18 protein-coding genes are annotated in these 17,497 nt (G+C 64.1%); 12 read left to right on the top strand and 6 right to left on the bottom strand.

The window, feature by feature from the left end; all coding sequences use genetic code 11:
- Position 1 precedes the first annotated feature (1 nt).
- Genes ACODSO_RS02655 through ACODSO_RS02635 form a run of 5 tightly spaced genes read right to left on the bottom strand, consistent with a single transcriptional unit; the run spans position 2 to position 5,526 of the window.
- Positions 2–787, bottom strand: coding sequence for a sirohydrochlorin chelatase (locus tag ACODSO_RS02655; RefSeq protein ID WP_489034836.1), 786 nt, complete (start codon positions 785–787; stop codon positions 2–4).
- On the bottom strand, positions 784–2,115 hold the full coding sequence (locus ACODSO_RS02650) for a sulfate adenylyltransferase subunit 1 (RefSeq protein ID WP_489034835.1): 1,332 nt from the start codon (positions 2,113–2,115) through the stop codon (positions 784–786). Before ACODSO_RS02650 ends, ACODSO_RS02655 begins: the two co-directional genes overlap by 4 nt.
- Complete coding sequence (cysD, locus tag ACODSO_RS02645; protein WP_489034834.1) at positions 2,115–3,074, bottom strand: sulfate adenylyltransferase subunit CysD; 960 nt, start codon at positions 3,072–3,074, stop codon at positions 2,115–2,117. The genes ACODSO_RS02650 and cysD overlap by 1 nt, the downstream gene beginning before the upstream one ends.
- Complete coding sequence (locus ACODSO_RS02640) at positions 3,071–3,769, bottom strand: phosphoadenylyl-sulfate reductase (protein ID WP_156520548.1); 699 nt, start codon at positions 3,767–3,769, stop codon at positions 3,071–3,073. The genes cysD and ACODSO_RS02640 overlap by 4 nt, the downstream gene beginning before the upstream one ends.
- Before the next feature lie 23 nt (positions 3,770–3,792).
- Positions 3,793–5,526, bottom strand: coding sequence for a nitrite/sulfite reductase (locus ACODSO_RS02635; RefSeq protein WP_489034832.1), 1,734 nt, complete (start codon positions 5,524–5,526; stop codon positions 3,793–3,795).
- A gap of 404 nt (positions 5,527–5,930) precedes the next feature.
- Here ACODSO_RS02635 and hemW point away from each other — a divergent pair, with 404 nt between their 5' ends.
- The gene (gene hemW / locus ACODSO_RS02630) at positions 5,931–7,139 is read left to right on the top strand and encodes a radical SAM family heme chaperone HemW (RefSeq protein WP_489034831.1); all 1,209 of its coding nucleotides are present in this window, start codon (positions 5,931–5,933) and stop codon (positions 7,137–7,139) included.
- 20 nt (positions 7,140–7,159) lie between these two features.
- Here hemW and ACODSO_RS02625 read toward each other — a convergent pair whose 3' ends face one another.
- Positions 7,160–7,465 carry a type II toxin-antitoxin system VapB family antitoxin gene (locus ACODSO_RS02625; RefSeq protein WP_068378754.1) on the bottom strand — a complete coding sequence of 102 codons (306 nt, stop codon included), beginning with the start codon at positions 7,463–7,465 and terminating at the stop codon, positions 7,160–7,162.
- A gap of 126 nt (positions 7,466–7,591) precedes the next feature.
- Between ACODSO_RS02625 and hrcA the strand changes: the two genes are divergently transcribed.
- The 11 genes from hrcA (at position 7,592) to ACODSO_RS02570 (ending at position 17,497) form a co-directional block, all read left to right on the top strand.
- Complete coding sequence (gene hrcA / locus ACODSO_RS02620; RefSeq protein WP_068378756.1) at positions 7,592–8,635, top strand: heat-inducible transcriptional repressor HrcA; 1,044 nt, start codon at positions 7,592–7,594, stop codon at positions 8,633–8,635.
- An 82-nt stretch (positions 8,636–8,717) separates the two neighbouring features.
- Positions 8,718–9,872 carry a molecular chaperone DnaJ gene (gene dnaJ, locus ACODSO_RS02615; protein ID WP_068378760.1) on the top strand — a complete coding sequence of 385 codons (1,155 nt, stop codon included), beginning with the start codon at positions 8,718–8,720 and terminating at the stop codon, positions 9,870–9,872.
- Positions 9,873–9,874: 2 nt separating this feature from the next.
- A complete protein-coding gene (locus ACODSO_RS02610; protein WP_489034829.1) occupies positions 9,875–10,651 on the top strand; it encodes a 16S rRNA (uracil(1498)-N(3))-methyltransferase in 777 nt (258 codons plus the stop codon).
- Positions 10,648–11,394, top strand: coding sequence for an alpha/beta hydrolase family protein (locus ACODSO_RS02605; protein ID WP_489034827.1), 747 nt, complete (start codon positions 10,648–10,650; stop codon positions 11,392–11,394). The genes ACODSO_RS02610 and ACODSO_RS02605 overlap by 4 nt, the downstream gene beginning before the upstream one ends.
- Before the next feature lie 150 nt (positions 11,395–11,544).
- The gene (locus ACODSO_RS02600; RefSeq protein WP_231912683.1) at positions 11,545–12,546 is read left to right on the top strand and encodes a PhoH family protein; all 1,002 of its coding nucleotides are present in this window, start codon (positions 11,545–11,547) and stop codon (positions 12,544–12,546) included.
- Positions 12,547–12,600: 54 nt separating this feature from the next.
- Complete coding sequence (ybeY, locus tag ACODSO_RS02595; RefSeq protein WP_068378768.1) at positions 12,601–13,143, top strand: rRNA maturation RNase YbeY; 543 nt, start codon at positions 12,601–12,603, stop codon at positions 13,141–13,143.
- The gene (locus ACODSO_RS02590; RefSeq protein ID WP_489034825.1) at positions 13,140–14,465 is read left to right on the top strand and encodes a hemolysin family protein; all 1,326 of its coding nucleotides are present in this window, start codon (positions 13,140–13,142) and stop codon (positions 14,463–14,465) included. Before ybeY ends, ACODSO_RS02590 begins: the two co-directional genes overlap by 4 nt.
- 62 nt (positions 14,466–14,527) lie before the next feature.
- Positions 14,528–15,442, top strand: a complete 915-nt coding sequence (gene era, locus ACODSO_RS02585) for a GTPase Era (protein WP_489034823.1) — start codon at positions 14,528–14,530, stop codon at positions 15,440–15,442.
- A gap of 67 nt (positions 15,443–15,509) precedes the next feature.
- Entirely contained in the window at positions 15,510–16,334 is an 825-nt protein-coding gene (recO, locus tag ACODSO_RS02580; RefSeq protein ID WP_489034821.1) for a DNA repair protein RecO, read from the top strand.
- Positions 16,291–17,109, top strand: coding sequence for an isoprenyl transferase (locus ACODSO_RS02575; RefSeq protein WP_489034820.1), 819 nt, complete (start codon positions 16,291–16,293; stop codon positions 17,107–17,109). The genes recO and ACODSO_RS02575 overlap by 44 nt, the downstream gene beginning before the upstream one ends.
- Positions 17,102–17,497: a hypothetical protein gene (locus ACODSO_RS02570; protein WP_489034819.1), complete on the top strand. Its 396-nt coding sequence runs from the start codon at positions 17,102–17,104 to the stop codon at positions 17,495–17,497. Before ACODSO_RS02575 ends, ACODSO_RS02570 begins: the two co-directional genes overlap by 8 nt.

The following is a 17,497-nucleotide window of genomic DNA, read 5'->3' as shown; positions in this document are numbered from 1 at the left end:
ATCACGCCGATCGCTCGGACGTGGCCCGTCCCCGCACGGTGAGGTCGTTGGCGGCGTCGTATCGGCTCGACACGACGTCCGCGACGAACGGATGATCGCGCAGCACGTCTGCCGCGATGGCGTCGCGACAGAGGGTACTGAACTCGGCGAACACACGATCGGTCAGTAGGCCGGGGGCGAGGAACCACGGGGCGATCACGATCGTGCGTGCACCGGCCTCTTCCAGACAGGCAAGTGCCCGATCCGGTCGTGGGTCCTGCGCGGTCGCAAAGCATGTGACCGCCGCTCGCCACGACGTACCGTGCAGAACGCGCTGAGCGAGTGCACGCGAGCGCTGGTTCGCCGGCCCGTGTGAGGAGCCGACGGCGGCAACCGCGATACCCACGGTGGAATCGGTTGCGTCGATTCCCGCGTCGACAATTCTCGAGCGCATTGCAGCCACCATGCGTCGATCGTCGCCCAGTACCTCGGCTTGCCGGAGAATCAACTGGGGATGCCTGACGCGCGCGGCGTCGAGCACACCCGGGAGATCCACTCGGGCGTGAAACGCGCTGCCCAGCAACAATGGAACGACGGTTGCGTACCGGATCCCCTCGGCGGCGACGTCGTCGACAACGGATTCGACGCTCGGAGCCGTGAGGTCGAGAAATGCAACCCGCACGTCCAGATCCGGGCGCCGCAATCGAATTCGCTCGATGATCGCGTGCACGGTGAGCTTCGACCGAGGGTCGCGGCTACCGTGGGCGACGGCGATCAGGGTGCCGGATCGCACGGACGTCGCCTTCATGCAGGTTGCGGTGTACCGAGTTCCACCGCCGACAGTGCATCGCCGACCAGTCCGGCGGCCAGTGTGTTTCCGCCGGCCGGATCGATCAGGAGGAAACTGCCGGTGTGGCGGTTGACGGCGTAGTCGTCGGCAACGATCGGCTCGGCGACGCGAACGGAGATGCGGCCGATGTCGTTGAGCTCCAACGACTCCGGGGAAGGTTCCGCGGTGAGGTTCTGCTCGTCGAACTTTTCCACGAGCGAGCCGACGATGGCCTGAGTGGTTCGTGTGCCGTGCTTGAGCAACAAGCGAGCCCCCGGCCGTAGCGGCTTTTCGGCGAGCCAGCACACCGTCGCGTCGAATTCGCCGATGGGTTCCGGCGCATCATGGGGCGAGACGATGGTGTCACCGCGGGAGACGTCGACGTCGTCGGCGAGGATCAAGGTGACGCTGCGGCCGGCGTTGGCCGTTGCCAGTTCCCCGTCCGCGGTGTCGATGCGCTCGACGGTCGTCCGCGTCCCCGACGGCAGCACGAGAACCTCGTCCCCGGGGGAGACGGTTCCAGCTGCGACCTGTCCCGCGTAGCCGCGGTAGTCGGGGAATTCTGCAGTGCGGGGCCGGATCACGTACTGGACCGGGAATCGAAGTCCGACACGATGCGGTTCGGCGTCCACGGGTACCGACTCGAGGTGCTCGATCAGCGTCGGGCCGTCGTAGTACGGCGTGTTCGTCGAACGAACAGCGACGTTGTCACCGTGCAGCGCCGACACCGGAATTTCGATGACGTCTTCGGTGGCCCAGCCGAGGGACGAGGTGAGCGAGTTGAATTCGGCAGAAATGTCTGCGAACACCTGAGCCGGGTCCTCGACGAGGTCGATCTTGTTGACCGCCAGCACCAGCTTGGGCACACCGAGCAGCGCGAGAACCGCCGCGTGCCTTCGTGTCTGCGTGATGACACCTTTGCGGGCGTCCACCAGGAGGATGACGAGCTGAGCCGTCGAGGCGCCGGAGACCGTGTTGCGGGTGTACTGCACATGCCCGGGGGTGTCGGCCAGGACGAACGAGCGAGCAGGCGTGGCGAAGTAGCGGTACGCCACGTCGATGGTGATGCCCTGCTCGCGTTCGGCCCGCAGCCCGTCGACGAGCAGCGACAGGTCGGGTGTGCTCAGGCCGCGGTCGACGGATGCACGTGTGACGGCGTCGATCTGGTCGGCGAGTACGGATTTCGTGTCGTACAGCAGGCGGCCGACGAGGGTGGACTTGCCGTCGTCGACGCTGCCGGCGGTGGCGAGGCGCAGCAGCTGGGTGCCTGCGGAATGACCAGATAGACCGGCCGTGGCGTTGCTCATCAGAAGTATCCTTCGCGTTTGCGGTCTTCCATGGCAGCCTCGGAGACGCGGTCGTCGCCGCGCGTGGCTCCACGTTCGGTGAGCCTGGATGCGGCGACCTCGGCGAGGATCGCCTCGTTGTCGGCTGCGTCGGACAGGACGGCTCCGGTGGTGGAGCCGTCGCCGACCGTGCGGTACCGCACCGAGAGTGTCTGCAGCTCTTCGGCTTCGGACGGTCCACCCCATATGCCGGGTGTCATCCACATGCCGTCGCGCTGGTAGACGGGACGCTGGTGGGCGTAGTAGATGCTCGCCAGTTCGACGTTTTCCCGGGCGATGTAGCGCCAGATGTCGAGTTCGGTGAAGTTGCTGAGCGGAAACACCCGGACCTGTTCACCCGGCGAATGCTTGCCGTTGTACAGGTTCCAGAGTTCCGGTCGTTGCTTCTTGGGGTCCCACTGGCCGAATGCGTTGCGCAGCGAGAAAATTCGCTCCTTGGCTCGGGCGCGTTCCTCGTCGCGACGCGCACCGCCGAAGACCGCGTCGAAGCGGTTCTCGGCGATGGCGTCGAGCAGTGGCACGGTCTGAAGCGGGTTGCGGATGCCGTCGGGACGTTCGGTCAGGCGTCCGTCCGCGAGGTAGTCCTCGACTTTCGCGACGTGCAGACGCAGGTTGTACTTCGCGACGACGTAGTCGCGGAAGTCCAGCACTTCCTGCAGATTGTGTCCGGTATCGACGTGCAGGAGTGTGAACGGCAGCGGCGCCGGCCAGAACGCTTTGATCGCCAAATGCAACAGAACCGTGGAGTCTTTGCCGCCGGAGAACAAGATGACCGGTCGCTCGAACTCGCCGGCGACCTCACGGAAGATGTGAATGGCCTCCGACTCGAGTGCGTCGAGCGTATCGAAGCGTTCGCTGTCGAGCAGCGGGCGCTGCGTGAGTTCGGCGGTCGTGCCCAGTGTTGTCGAAATCGATGTCATGACGCGTGCAACCCACATTCGGTCTTGGCCTTGCCGGCCCACCGACCGCTACGCGGGTCGGCGCCGGGGGCGGGTTTGACGGTGCACGGTGCGCACCCGATCGATGGATATCCCTCGTCGACGAGCGGATTGACGAGGATGGAGTGCTCGTCGATGTACCGCTGCATGTCCTCGTCCGACCACGCTGCGATCGGATTGATCTTCACGAGCCCGAACGCGTCGTCGAAGGAGATGAGTGGCGCGTTCGCGCGAGTGGGGGCTTCGACGCGTCGGATGCCGGTGACCCACGCGCTGTAGTTGGCCAGTTCCTTTTTCAGCGGCGCAACCTTGCGCATGGCGCAGCAGCGATTGGGTTCACGCGCGAACAGGTCCTTGCCCTCGATGGAATCCTGCTGCGCGACGCTCAGTTCGGCGCGGGCGTTGATGACGTTGACGCCGTACACGGCCTCGACTGCATCACGTGTGCCGATGGTCTCGGCGAAGTGGTAGCCGGTGTCGAGGAACAGGACGTCGACCCCCGGGTGCACCTGCGTTGCAAGGTGAACCAGGACCCCGTCCTGCATATTGGACGCGACGATGTAGTTCTTGCCGAACTGTCGCTCGGTCCACTCCATCAACGCGGTCGCGTCGGCACCGTCGAGTTCACGGGCGCCGCTCTCGGCGATCGCCTTCAGCTCGTCGACCGACAAGTCCATGCGTGTCGAAGATATCGGTGTGCTCATCGCAAATCCGCCTCGTCTGCTCGTACGGCCCACTGCGCGAACCGCTCGTCCTCGTCCTTGTTCTTGACGAAATTGCGCACCACTCGCTCGATGTAGTCACCCAACTCGGTGCTGTTCACCTTGTGCTGGCGCAGCTTTCGGCCGAACGCACTGTCCAGGCCGAGGCTGCCTCCCAGGTGAACCTGGAAACCCTCCACTTGATTCCCGTCGCCGTCGTCGACGAGTTGGCCTTTGAATCCGATGTCGGCGATCTGCGAACGCGCGCACGAGTTGGGGCAACCGTTGATGTTGATGGTGACCGGAACATCGAGCTGGGTGTTGATGTCAGCCAGCCGCTCCTCCAGGTCGGGTACGAGAACCTGTGAGCGCTTTCGGGTTTCGGCGAACGACAACTTGCAGAACTCGATTCCGCTGCACGCCATCAGGTTCTTGCGCCAATGCGAGGGTCGAGCAGGCAGTCCGAGAGCGTCGAGATCGGAGATGAGCTCTTCGAGCTTGTCGTCGGGAACGTCGAGCACGATGAGCTTCTGGTATGGGGTGAAGCGAATGCGGTCAGAGCCGGCCTTCTCGGCCGCGTCGGCGATCTGGGCCATGATGGTGCCGGAGATGCGGCCGGCGATGGGGGCGACTCCGACGGCGTTGAGGCCGTTCTTGAGCTTCTGGATTCCGACGTGGTCGCGCGGACGCGTCGGCTTCTCCGGGGCAGGTCCGTCGATCAGTTTGCGGTGCAGGTATTCGTCCTCGAGTACCTGCCGGAACTTCTCGATACCCCAGTCCTTGATCAGGAACTTGAGGCGGGCCTTGGTGCGAAGGCGGCGGTAGCCGTAGTCGCGGAAGATCGAGACGACGCCTTCCCATACGTCCGGCACGTCCTCGAGCGGTACCCAGACACCGACTCGCTGTGCGAGCATCGGGTTGGTCGAGAGCCCGCCGCCGACCCACAGGTCGAGTCCGGGGCCGTGCTCGGGGTGGTCGACGCCGATGAAGGCACAGTCGTTGATTTCGTGCACTACGTCCTGCAGGCCCGAGATCGCAGTCTTGAACTTGCGGGGGAGGTTGGAGTACTCGGGCTTGCCGATGTAGCGCTCGACGATCTCGTCGATGGCGGAAGTCGGGTCGAGGACTTCGTCGACGGCTTCACCGGCGAGGGGAGAGCCGAGCACGACGCGCGGGCAGTCCCCGCACGCTTCGGTCGTCTTCAGTCCGACTGCCTCGATGCGACGCCAGATCTCCGGTACGTTCTCGACCTCGATCCAGTGGTACTGGACGTTTTCCCGGTCCGACAGGTCCGCTGTGTCCCGGGCGAACTCCTGGGAGATTCCGGCTAGCGTTCGGACCTGCTCGAGGTTGAGCGCACCCGCATCGCACCGGATGCGCATCATGAAGTACTTGGCCTCGAGCAGGTCGATGTTCTCGTCACCGGTGAAGGTGCCGTCGTATCCCTGCTCGCGCTGGGTGTAGAGCCCCCACCACCGGAACCGACCACGTAGGTCGCTCTTGTCGATGCTGTCGAAACCCTGCTTCGAGTAGATGTTCTCGATGCGGGCGCGAACGTTGAGCGGGTTGTCGTCCTTCTTGGACTGTTCGTTCGGGTTGAGCGGTTCGCGGTATCCGAGAGCCCACTGCCCCTCGGCGCGCCGCTTGGTGGGGCGCGGAGTGCGCTCCCGTGGGGCAACGCGTGCAGGCGTGGACGACGCCTCGGGCGTGGCAGCGTCGGTGGTCGACGACATCGATGTGCTCCTGGATCTGTGCTCTTTCCGGGCGGCTCGAGACAGTCGTACGACTGTCCGTTCACGCATGTTCCGGACGGACCGATTGGTTCTGACGTGGTGCTGAAGAGAAATCGCGGTGGAGCGGGCCGGCGTACAGCTCGGCTATACGCTCATCCGGCCTGCAACGCTCATTCGGCATCGACACGACGAACTGCAGACACGCTTGAGATCGACATGGCGTCGCGCCACGAGCCGTATCCCGAAGTCAGTCACGCGCCCATTGTGCCACGACATCGCCCCTGGTCCGTCCACGGGCGACCTATTTACCCCGAATTTTCGGTAAATAGGCTGGCAGCGCCGACAAAAGTTCTTTCGACGTGTGCGTGGAACGGGGGTGTCGGCGTTTCTGGGAGACTGGGTCGGTGAATCTTCTCGCTGCACCCGCTGTCGCACTCGAACTGCCCGACGAGGCGTTCGACGGGGTGGGTCGGCGCCCGTTCGGCATCTACGTCCACGTTCCGTTCTGTGCGACCCGGTGCGGATACTGCGATTTCAACACCTACACCGCCGGCGAACTGGGAACCTCCGCCTCGCCCGAGTCGTGGCTGGAAGGTCTTCGTCGTGAACTCGACGCGGCGGCGTCGCTCATGACCGAACGAACCGGGATGGTCCCGACGGCCGACACCGTGTTCGTCGGTGGTGGGACACCGTCGTTGCTCGGCGGCGACGGCCTGTCCGACGTGCTGGCCGCGGTGCGGGGGAGTTTCGGTCTGACCAGCGGCGGCGAGGTCACTACCGAATCCAACCCCGAGTCGACGTCGCCCGAATTCTTCGAACGACTTCGCGCCGGGGGGTTCACCAGAGTGTCCCTCGGTATGCAGTCGGCGGCTCCACACGTGCTGGCAGTGCTCGATCGCACGCACACTCCTGGACGCGCAGTCGAAGCAGCGAAGGAAGCGCGCCGCGCCGGATTCGACCACGTCAACCTCGACCTCATCTACGGCACACCCGGCGAGCGCGACGCCGACCTGGATTCCTCGCTGGAGTCCGTGCTCGATGCCGGTGTCGATCACGTGTCCGCGTATGCGCTCATCGTCGAGGACGGGACCGCCATGGCGCGCAAGGTGCGTCGAGGAGAACTACCCATGCCCGACGACGACGTGCTCGCCAGCCGGTACGAGCGCATCGATTCGGTGTTGTCCGGCGCCGGTCTGCACTGGTACGAGGTATCCAACTGGGCCACCGGCGCTGACGCCGAATGCAAGCACAACGTCGGATACTGGGACGGCGGCGACTGGTGGGGCGCTGGTCCCGGTGCCCACAGTCACATCGGCGGCACCCGCTTCTGGAACGTCAAGCACCCGGCTCGCTACTCGGAACAATTGGCGTCCGGTGTCTTGCCAGTGGCGGGGAGCGAACTGCTCACCGCCGAGGACCGCCACCTCGAAGAGCTCATGCTCAAGATCCGGCTCAGGACCGGGTTGCCCGCAGATGTCCTCGCGCCCGCTGAGCGTCTGGCCGCTGAACAGGTCGTCGCGGACGGTCTGATGGCGGTCGAGGGTGGCAGCTACGTGCTCACCGACCGTGGACGGCTGCTCGCCGACGCCGTGGTCCGGACCATTGCCGCGTGAGGTCCGTTCCCCGGGACTGTTCAGGCCCCGAGCAGGTCGTAATCGAACACCCGGGCATGCAGCACGGTTCGGTTCCGCAGCGCCGCCCGGACGGCTCGGTGTAACCCGTCCTCGAGGTACACCACACCGCGGTAGTGCACGGCATGCGGGAACAGATCGCCGTAGAACGTCGAATCCTCGGACAACAGTCGATCCAATTCGAGGACTTTCGTCGTCGTCACGATCTCGTCCAGTCGAAGTTGGCGAGGCGGGATCTTGGACCAGTCGCGCAGGGAAAGCCCGTGCTCGGGGTACGGCTTGCCGTCGCGCACGCCTTTGAAGATCATGCGATGAACGTCGTCGAAGTCGAGTAGGCCACCGCACCACAGTAAGGCCTTGGAGCGCCGAGGTGTCTGCGGCTACTAGACTCGAGCGACGAGCTACGCGAACAAGACCTGATCGGAGGGTGGAAAGTGTCGAGCACCGACGACAGACGATTCGAAGTACTGCGTGCCATCGTCGCCGACTACGTCTCCACTCAGGAACCTGTCGGCTCACGTGCCCTGGTTGAGCGCCACAATCTCGGTGTATCCAGCGCCACCGTGCGAAACGACATGGCAGTCCTCGAAGCCGAGGGATACATCGCCCAGCCGCACACCAGCTCGGGACGTGTTCCGACGGACAAGGGCTACCGACAGTTCGTCGATCGCATCGCCGATGTGAAGCCGCTGTCGCCTGCGGAGCGTCGCGCGATTCTCGAATTCCTCGAGAACGGGGTCGACCTCGACGATGTGCTCCGGCGTGGGGTGCGCCTGCTGGCGCAGTTGACTCGCCAGGTTGCCGTCGTCCAATATCCGACTCTGTCGGTGTCTTCGGTGCGGCACCTGGAGATTGTTGCGCTCACCCCTGCCAGGTTGCTGATGGTTCTCATCACCGATTCGGGAAGAGTCGACCAACGGATCGTCGAGCTCGGCGATGTCATCGACGACGACGAGCTAGCTCAGCTGCGTCGCCTACTCGGCGGCGCGTTGGAAGGAAAGCGCTTGGCGGCGGCGTCGGCTGCGGTCGCCGAGCTGGCAGAGAACGCACCGGCCTCGCTGCGCGACGCGATGATCAGGTCGGCCACCGTGTTGATCGAATCACTCGTCGAACATCCCGAAGAGAGATTGGTTCTCGGGGGGACGGCGAATCTCACCCGCAATGCGGCCGACTTCGCCGGCGATGCAGGTTTCCCGGGCTCGCTTCGCGCGGTACTCGAAGCTCTGGAAGAGCAGGTCGTGGTGCTGAAACTACTTGCTGTGACGCAGGACACGCGGACGGTTACGGTGCGGATCGGCGAGGAAACCCAGGTCGAGGAGATGCGCGGTACCTCGGTGATTTCCACCGGCTACGGTTCGGCTGGCATGGTGCTGGGAGGAATGGGTGTGCTGGGCCCCACTCGGATGGACTATCCAGGAACAATTGCATCGGTCGCGGCCGTTGCGAGATACATCGGCGAGGTCCTCGCCGAACGCTGAGGACTTCCACGCTGCCGCGCACAATGGGGGTGCGGGCGGCGAGTAACTGATCCAAGAGAACTACATGACGAAAGAGACTTACGTGGCACGGGATTATTACGGAACGCTCGGAGTCGGTCAGAAGGCCACCGACCAGGAGATCAAGCGCGCCTATCGGAAGCTCGCTCGCGAACTTCACCCCGATGTGAACCCGGACGAGGCCGCTCAGGCTCGGTTCAAGGAAATCTCGACCGCGTACGAGGTGCTGTCCGATCCGGAGAAGCGTCGCATCGTCGACCTCGGCGGAGACCCACTCCAGCAGGGTGGGGGCGGAGGCGGAGGGTTCGGCGGAGCCGGTTTCGGTGGCGGTCTCGGTGACGTGTTCGAGGCCTTCTTCGGCGGCAGTGGCGGCGGCGGAGGTCGCGGACCTCGTGGTCGCGTCCAGCCCGGAGCTGACTCGTTGCTGCGCACGAAACTGACACTCGACGAGTGCGCATCGGGCGTCACCAAGCACATCACCGTCGACACCGCGATCTTGTGCGACCTGTGCACGGGTTCGGGTACCAACGGTGACTCTAAGCCCGTTCGTTGTGAGACCTGCGGCGGCGCCGGCGAGGTCCAGTCGGTGCAGCGTTCGTTCCTCGGCCAGGTCATGACGTCTCGGCCGTGCCCGACGTGCCGCGGTGCCGGCGAAACCATCCCCGATCCGTGCCGCAAGTGCGCGGGCGACGGCCGTGTGCGATCACGTCGTGACATCTCGGTCAAGGTTCCGGTAGGTGTGAGCAACGGGATGCGTATCCGGCTTGCATCGCAGGGCGAAGTCGGCCCCGGAGGAGGACCTGCAGGAGACTTGTACGTCGAAATCGTCGAGCAGCAGCACGAGGTCTTCGTTCGTGACGGCGACGACCTGCATTGCACCATCCGCGTACCGATGGTCGACGCGGCACTGGGAACCTCGGTGTCGGTGGACGCCATCATCGACGGCCCAACGGACATCACCATCGACCAGGGAACCCAGCCAGGGGCAGTCGCTGTGCTGCGAGGACACGGAATGCCGAAGCTGCGCTCCGGAGTCCGCGGCGATCTGCACGCACACCTCGAGGTGGTCGTCCCGTCACGGCTCGACAGCAAGCAGAGCCAGCTCCTCGAAGATCTCAAACGGCTCCGCGATCGTGACGCAGCCGAAGTGGTGACGACCGGGTCGCAGCACAGCGGCGGGTTGTTCTCCAGGCTGCGGGAAGCGTTCAGCGGTCGCTGACGATGGCGGCAACCGTCTTCTACTTGACCCCGTTGCCCGACGTCGGCGGCACAGCCGTTCTCGACGGCAAGGAGGGCCACCACGCTGCCACGGTGCGCCGAATACGCGTCGGTGAGCGCATTCTGTTGTCCGACGGCGCCGGTGGACTCGCGGATACGGTCGTGACATCGGTCGAGCGTGATCGTCTGGAAATGGCGGTGACGTCTCGATCCGAGGCTTCCCGACCTGCCCCGACCGTCGGTCTGGTTCAGGCGCTGCCCAAGGCGGATCGCTCGGAACTGTCGGTCGAACTGGCTACCGAAGCCGGCATCGACTCGATCGTTCCGTGGCAGTCCGCGCGGTGTGTAGCCCGGTGGGAGGGCGCGAAAGCCGTCAAGGGTGTCACCCGTTGGCGAGCCGTCGCGGTGGCCGCGTCGAAGCAGTCTCGACGCCCCTTCGTTCCGGATGTGCTCGACCTGCACGACACCGCAGGGGTAGTCGAACTGGTCCGCTCGGTCGTAGCTCGGGGCGGCATCGTCGCGGTGCTGCACGAAGCCGCTACTGCCGAGTTCTCCTCGCTGCCGTTCCGTGATGTGTCGGAGGCGTTGCTCGTCGTCGGTCCCGAAGGTGGGATCGACGACAAAGAAATCGTCAGGCTGACCGATGCAGGTGCGACAGCGGTGATGTTGGGGCCCACAGTCTTACGTACATCGACGGCAGCAGCTGTCGCGCTTGGAGCGATCGGTGCGATCACCGACCGGTGGGCGCAGGCACCGCTCGATTCCGGATCGCCCGAGTGAATCGAATCCGAATTGCCTACGGCGAGCACTCCGAACAGTTCGGACATCTGTATCTCCCGGAAACTGCTGCGTCGGTGCCCGTTCCGGTTGTCGTTGTCATCCATGGTGGATTCTGGAGTGGTCGATACGCGCTCAATCTCGGAACTCAGTACGCGATCGAGTTCGCCCGAGCCGGGTTCGCCGCATGGAACATCGAATACCGCCGAGTCGGTGCCGGTGGAACGTGGCCGGAGGTGAGCTGCGACGTATCCGACGCTGTGGACGCCGTCGGCGGTGTCGTGCAGGAGAATTCGCCGTTTCGTCTCGATCGCGGCGACGTCCGGATCGTCGGGCACTCGGCAGGCGGCCAGCTCGCGGTCTGGCTGGCAGGACGGGAAGAGCCCGACATTCGGCCGTCGAGGGTGGTGTCCCAGGCAGGAGTGCTCGATCTGACCGTCGGGCCGTCGAACAAATCGGTCAACCCGGCAGTGCAGGCACTGCTCGGTGTGAGCTACGAACAAGCGCCGGAACTCTATCGCTCCGCGTCACCGCTGCATCGGTTGCCGACTGGCATTCCGGTGCACTGCATCCACGGTGCGGCCGATGCGCAGGTCGCGGCCTCGCACAGCGAGCGCTACGTCGAGGCGGCAGTCGAAGCCGGGGACGACGCACGATTGTCCATCGTGGACGGCGAGGACCACTTCGCGTTCCTGCAGCCGGGGAGCGAGTGCTGGAAGCAGACGCTCGCCGCGGTGCTGGAATAATTGGAATGCGCTGGTCTTGCGGAGCGTTAAACTTTAATCAGTACGTCCGTATCAGATCGGCACCTTCATCAGCGACACCCGAAAGTAGGCATTGGCCACCACGTGACTGAACACAGCGAATTTCCTGCCGAACGTCAGGTTCGGTCAAGCATGGAATTGGCCCCCGAAGCGGTGCTGCCGCTCCTCGGAGCGTCGGACGAGAATCTGCGGACTCTGGAGCAGATGCTGAGCGCGGACATCCACGTTCGGGGAAACGCAGTGACTCTGTCCGGCAAGGTCGCCGATGTTGCCCTGGCGGAGCGCGTGATTTCCGAGCTGGCAGCCGTTGTGAAGCGTGCACAGCCGCTTTCTCCCGACGCAGTCCGGCGTACCGTCGCGATGCTCACCGAGGGTGTATCCGAATCGCCCGCAGACGTGCTGAGCCTGGACATTCTGTCGCGTCGCGGCAAGACCATTCGGCCGAAGACTCTCAACCAGAAGCGCTACGTCGATGCCATCGACGCCAACACCATCGTGTTCGGAATCGGTCCCGCCGGTACCGGCAAGACCTACCTTGCGATGGCGAAAGCAGTGCAGGCTTTGCAGGCCAAGCAGGTCAGCCGCATCATCCTCACCAGACCGGCCGTCGAAGCCGGGGAGCGCCTCGGATTCCTCCCGGGGACCCTGCACGAGAAGATCGATCCCTACCTTCGGCCGCTGCACGACGCACTGCACGACATGATGGACGTCGAGTCGATCCCCAAGCTCATGCAGGCGGGAGTCATCGAGGTAGCGCCCTTGGCCTACATGCGTGGTCGCACCCTCAACGACGCATTCATCATTCTCGACGAAGCGCAGAATACGACTGCCGAGCAGATGAAGATGTTTCTGACCAGGCTCGGTTTCGGCGCCAAGATCGTCGTGACCGGCGATGTCACCCAGGTCGACCTACCCGGAGGTGCGCGTTCGGGTCTGCGCGCCGCGACCGAAATCCTGACCGAGGTCGAAGATATCCATTTCGCGCATTTGACCAGCAGCGATGTGGTGCGGCACCAGTTGGTCTCGGAGATCGTCGACGCCTACGAGCGGTTCGAGTCGACGCGTGGGGGCGACGGGCCGATCGAAAACCGTGCTGCGCGACGCTCGGGTGGGCCACGGTCCGCTCGCCGATAGACTCACCGTGTCCACTGAAGCGAAATTGTGTGCGAAAGAGAGAATGAGCGGTAGATGAGTATCGAGGTGTCCAACGAATCGGGGATGGATGTCTCCGAGTCGGAACTCGTGAGCGTGGCCCGATTCGCGATCGCGAGCATGGACGTCCATCCTGCCGCCGAACTGTCGATGGTGCTCGTCGACTCGGCCACGATGGCCGATCTGCACATGCGCTGGATGGATCTGCCAGGGCCGACGGACGTCATGTCGTTTCCGATGGACGAGCTCGAGCCCGGTGGTCGTCCCGACGCCCCGGAGCCCGGCCCGTCGATGCTCGGTGACATCGTGCTGTGCCCCTCGTTTGCGGCAGATCAGGCGGCAGCGGCTGGCCATCCGCTCGAGCACGAGCTGGCGTTGCTGACCGTTCACGGCGTGCTCCACCTCCTCGGCTACGACCATGCGGAGCCGGACGAAGAGAAGGAGATGTTCGGTCTGCAGAACCGCATCCTCGAAGAATGGTACGAGGATCTGCGTCGCGCCGAGGAAGCCGAGCTGCAGGCCGCGCGAGACAACAGGCTGCTCGGCAAGACCGGATTCGCCCGGGACGACAACCTGTGAGCAGTGCGCCCGCACTCATCGTCTCCGCCGTGGTCCTGGTGCCCCTTGCCGGTCTGTTCGCGGCCATCGATTCGGCCCTCAACACGGTCTCACGTGCGCGCATCGAGGACATGGTCAAGGACGAACGACCAGGTGCCGTCGGACTGCTGAACTTGGTCGCGGACCGGCCTCGTTACGTGAACCTGACGGTACTGCTCCGCATTCTGTGCGAGATTGCGGCAACGGTTCTGCTCGCCGGCGGGATGATGGATCTGCTGTCGGACAATCTTGCGCTCGCGGTCACCGCGATCGTGATGGTGCTGGTCAGCTACATCGCAGTGGGCGTCGGTCCGCGAACGCTCGGCAGGCAGCACGCGTACTCGATAGCGTTGTCCACGGCGTTTGCGCTGCGGGCACTCGGTTGGATTCTCGGACCGGTCAGCCGATTGCTCATTCTGATCGGCAACGCGATCACTCCGGGGCGCGGCTTTCGCAACGGACCGTTCGCGTCCGAGATCGAACTCCGTGAACTGGTCGACATGGCGCGTGAACGCGGAGTGGTCGCCGATGACGAGCGTCGAATGATCCAGTCCGTCTTCGAACTCGGTGACACCTCTGCGCGTGAGGTGATGGTGCCCAGACCCGAGATGGTGTGGATCGAGTCCGACAAGTCTGCCGGGCAAGCTACCTCGCTTGCGGTCCGCAGTGGGCACTCGCGTATCCCGGTGATCGGGGAGAACGTCGACGATATCGTCGGTGTCGTCTACCTGAAAGACCTTGTCCAGCAAACGTATTACTCGACCGACGGCGGTCGGGGTGTCCGTGTCGAGCAGGTGATGCGTCCTGCGGTGTTCGTACCGGACTCGAAGGCTCTCGACTCTCTGCTGTCCGAGATGCAGCTGGACCGAAACCACATGGCGATTCTCGTCGACGAATACGGCGGCACGGCAGGGCTGGTGACCATCGAAGACGTCCTCGAAGAGATCGTCGGGGAAATCGCCGACGAGTACGACTCGGACGAGGTAGCACCTATCGAGGAGCTCGGCGACGGGCGGTACCGTGTGTCGTCCCGTGTTCCGTTGGAGGATGTCGGCGAGTTGTTCGGTATCGACATCGAATCCGAGGACGTCGACACGGTCGGCGGACTGCTCGGCTACGAACTGGGTCGTGTGCCGCTGCCTGGTTCACGCGTCGAGTCGCACGGATTGATACTCGTCGGTGAAGGTGGGTCGGATCAGAAGGGCCGCGTGCGCGTCACGACGGTACTGGTGGAACGAGTGCCCACCCCGGAAGATGCCGACGACGAGCAGGACACACAGACACAGGACGCCGATGCGCGGTAGTGCCGGCGATACCACGACGACCATCCCGGCCCGACGCGGCAGGGAGAGCTGGGAGGTGCTCGATGACTGATTCGAGCGAGAACACTTTTCGATCCGGATTCGTCTGTTTCGTCGGACGGCCGAACACCGGAAAGTCGACACTCACCAATGCACTCGTCGGCTCCAAGATCGCCATCACATCGTCGCGCCCCCAAACGACGCGTCACACGATTCGAGGCATCGTCCACCGCGAGAACGCGCAGCTCATTCTCGTCGACACGCCCGGATTGCACCGCCCGAGAACGCTGCTGGGGCAGCGGCTCAACGACCTGGTGCAAGACACGTACTCCGAAGTCGACATCATCGGCCTCTGCATTCCGGCGGACGAGAAGATCGGACCGGGCGACCGCTGGATTCTGGAGCAGGTGCGGCACATCGCGCCCAAGACCACGTTGATCGGCATCATCACCAAGATCGACAAGGTCAAGAAAGAACGCGTCGTGCAGCAGCTCATGTCGCTGTCGAAGCTCCTCGGCGAGAACAGTCATGTCATCCCGGTGTCGGCGGCGTCGGGGGAGCAGGTGGAGAAGCTCGTCGAGCTGCTCGCGTCGGAACTTCCGCCAGGGCCGGCGTTCTATCCGGACGGTGAGCTCACCGACGAGCCTGAAGAAATCCTGATGGCCGAACTGATCCGCGAGGCGGCGCTCGAAGGCGTCCGCGACGAGCTGCCACACTCCTTGGCCGTGGTGATCGAGGAGGTCACACCGCGCGAGGGCCACGACAACATGCTCGACGTGCACGCGATTCTCTACGTCGAACGTTCCAGCCAGAAGGCCATCGTCATCGGCAAGGGTGGATCGCGGCTCAAGGAGGTCGGCACCGCATCGCGGTTGCAGATCGAGAAGCTGCTGGGCACGCGCATCTACCTGGATCTGCACGTCAAGATCGCCAAGGATTGGCAGACGGACCCCAAGCAGATGGGCAAGCTGGGCTTCTGACGTTCGGTGCCCGTCGGGTGCGAGTGGCGCAGGTCTTCCGGAGCCATGACGTGGGAGACTGGAACGCGTGAGGCTATACCGGGACAACGCAGTCGTGCTGCGCCAGCACAAGCTGGGTGAGGCCGACCGTATTGTCACGCTCCTGACCCGAGACAACGGCATCGTCAGAGCCGTCGCCAAGGGAGTGCGCCGCACCAAATCCAAGTTCGGTGCCAGGCTCGAGCCGTTCGCTCACGTCGACGTTCTTCTCCACCCCGGACGCAACCTCGACATCGTCACGCAGGTGCATACCGTCAACGCGTTCGGTGGTGACATCGTCACCGACTACGGCTGCTACACCACCGGATGCGCAATTCTCGAAACTGCGGAACGGTTGGCAGGAGAAGAACATGCGCCCGCCAAACGGCTGCATCAGCTGACCGTCGGGGCATTGCGTGCTCTCGGTGACCGTGCACGTCCTCCGGAGCTGATTCTCGACGCATTCCTGCTCCGCGCCATGGGTTTCTCCGGGTGGGCGCCGTCCTTGACGGAGTGCGCTCGGTGCGCAGCGCCCGGACCGCATCGCGCATTCCACGTCGCTGCGGGCGGATCGGTCTGCGTGCACTGCAGACCACCGGGATCGGCGACGCCGATGACCGGGGTACTCGATCTGATGGTTGCCCTCGAACGTGGCGAATGGGACTACACACAGACCACGTCCACTGCAGTGCGCAGTCAGGCGAGTGGGTTGGTGGCCGCCCATCTGCAGTGGCATCTGGAACGACAGCTGCGTACGTTGCCGCTCATCGAGCGGACCGCGCCGCATCTCCCCGAGCCTGCTTCGGTTCCGGTAACTGCCGTCGGGCAGGATGAAGACCGTGATTCTGCGACGCGAACCGCGTACTCGGCCTGACGAGGTGTCGGCGGTACGCCCACCGGATCCGCACCCGTCCGGCGCACGGCCACCGATTCTCCAACCGGAGTTGATTCCACGTCACGTGGCCTTGGTCATGGATGGCAACGGTCGGTGGGCGCAGGACCGTGGGATGCCGAGAACAGCGGGTCACGAACGCGGTGAAGCGGTACTCATGGACACGGTGTGCGGCTGCATCGACATCGGAGTGAAGTGGCTGTCGGCCTATGCGTTCTCCACCGAGAACTGGAAGCGCAGTCCCGACGAGGTCAAGTTCCTGATGGGATTCAATCGCGACGTCATCAGGCGCCGCCGGGACGAGATGAACGAGATGGGTGTCCGGGTGCGATGGGCCGGGCGTCGACCCCGTCTGTGGCGCAGCGTGATCAAGGAACTCGAAGTCGCAGAGGAGCTGACGAAGAAGAACACCGTCATGACCCTGACGATGTGCGTCAACTATGGTGGCCGAGCCGAAATCGCGGATGCGACAAAGGAAATCGCTCGATTGGTTGCCGCAGGCAAGCTCGATCCGGAGAAGATCACCGAAGCGACCGTCGCCAAATACCTCGACGAACCCGACATGCCGGACGTCGATCTGTTCCTGCGTCCGTCGGGGGAGCAGCGGACGTCGAATTTTCTGCTATGGCAATCCGCCTACGCGGAGTTCGTGTTTCAGAAGAAGCTTTTTCCGGACTTCGACCGCCGGGATCTGTGGGAAGCATGCGTCGAATTCGCCTCCAGAGATCGCAGATTCGGTGGAGTCAAGTATGAGTGAGCAGTTGTCGTTGCAGTCCCGCGCTGAATTGGCGCTCGCGCAGTTCGCCACCGTGGTGGTCGGCGAGGAGGGTTCGCTCGGGTTCGACTATGCCGGGGCTTTGTGTTCGCTGCGTTCGGTAGCTCTCTCGCCGGGCCTGGAAGTGCTGTCCCTGACGGCTGTTCTTGCGTGGGATCGGCCGCTCAAGGCTGCATTGCACAAGAAGGTCGCCGACCGGAACGCGGACTCGCAGTTCGGGTCGATCTCGGTCAACGTCCACGAGAAGTCGGCAGATGTATTGTTGCGGTACACATTTCCGGCAAGTGGGCTTGACGACGAGGCGCTCATGACGATGCTGGTGCTGGTGCTCGGTGGAGTGGAGAAGGCCCGCGAGGGCTTGCTGCCCTGA

The sequence above is a fragment of the Rhodococcus sp. FG69 genome (assembly GCF_057808915.1).
Note: the sequence above shows the minus strand (reverse complement) of the source record. Positions and strands in the feature narration are given on the sequence as shown.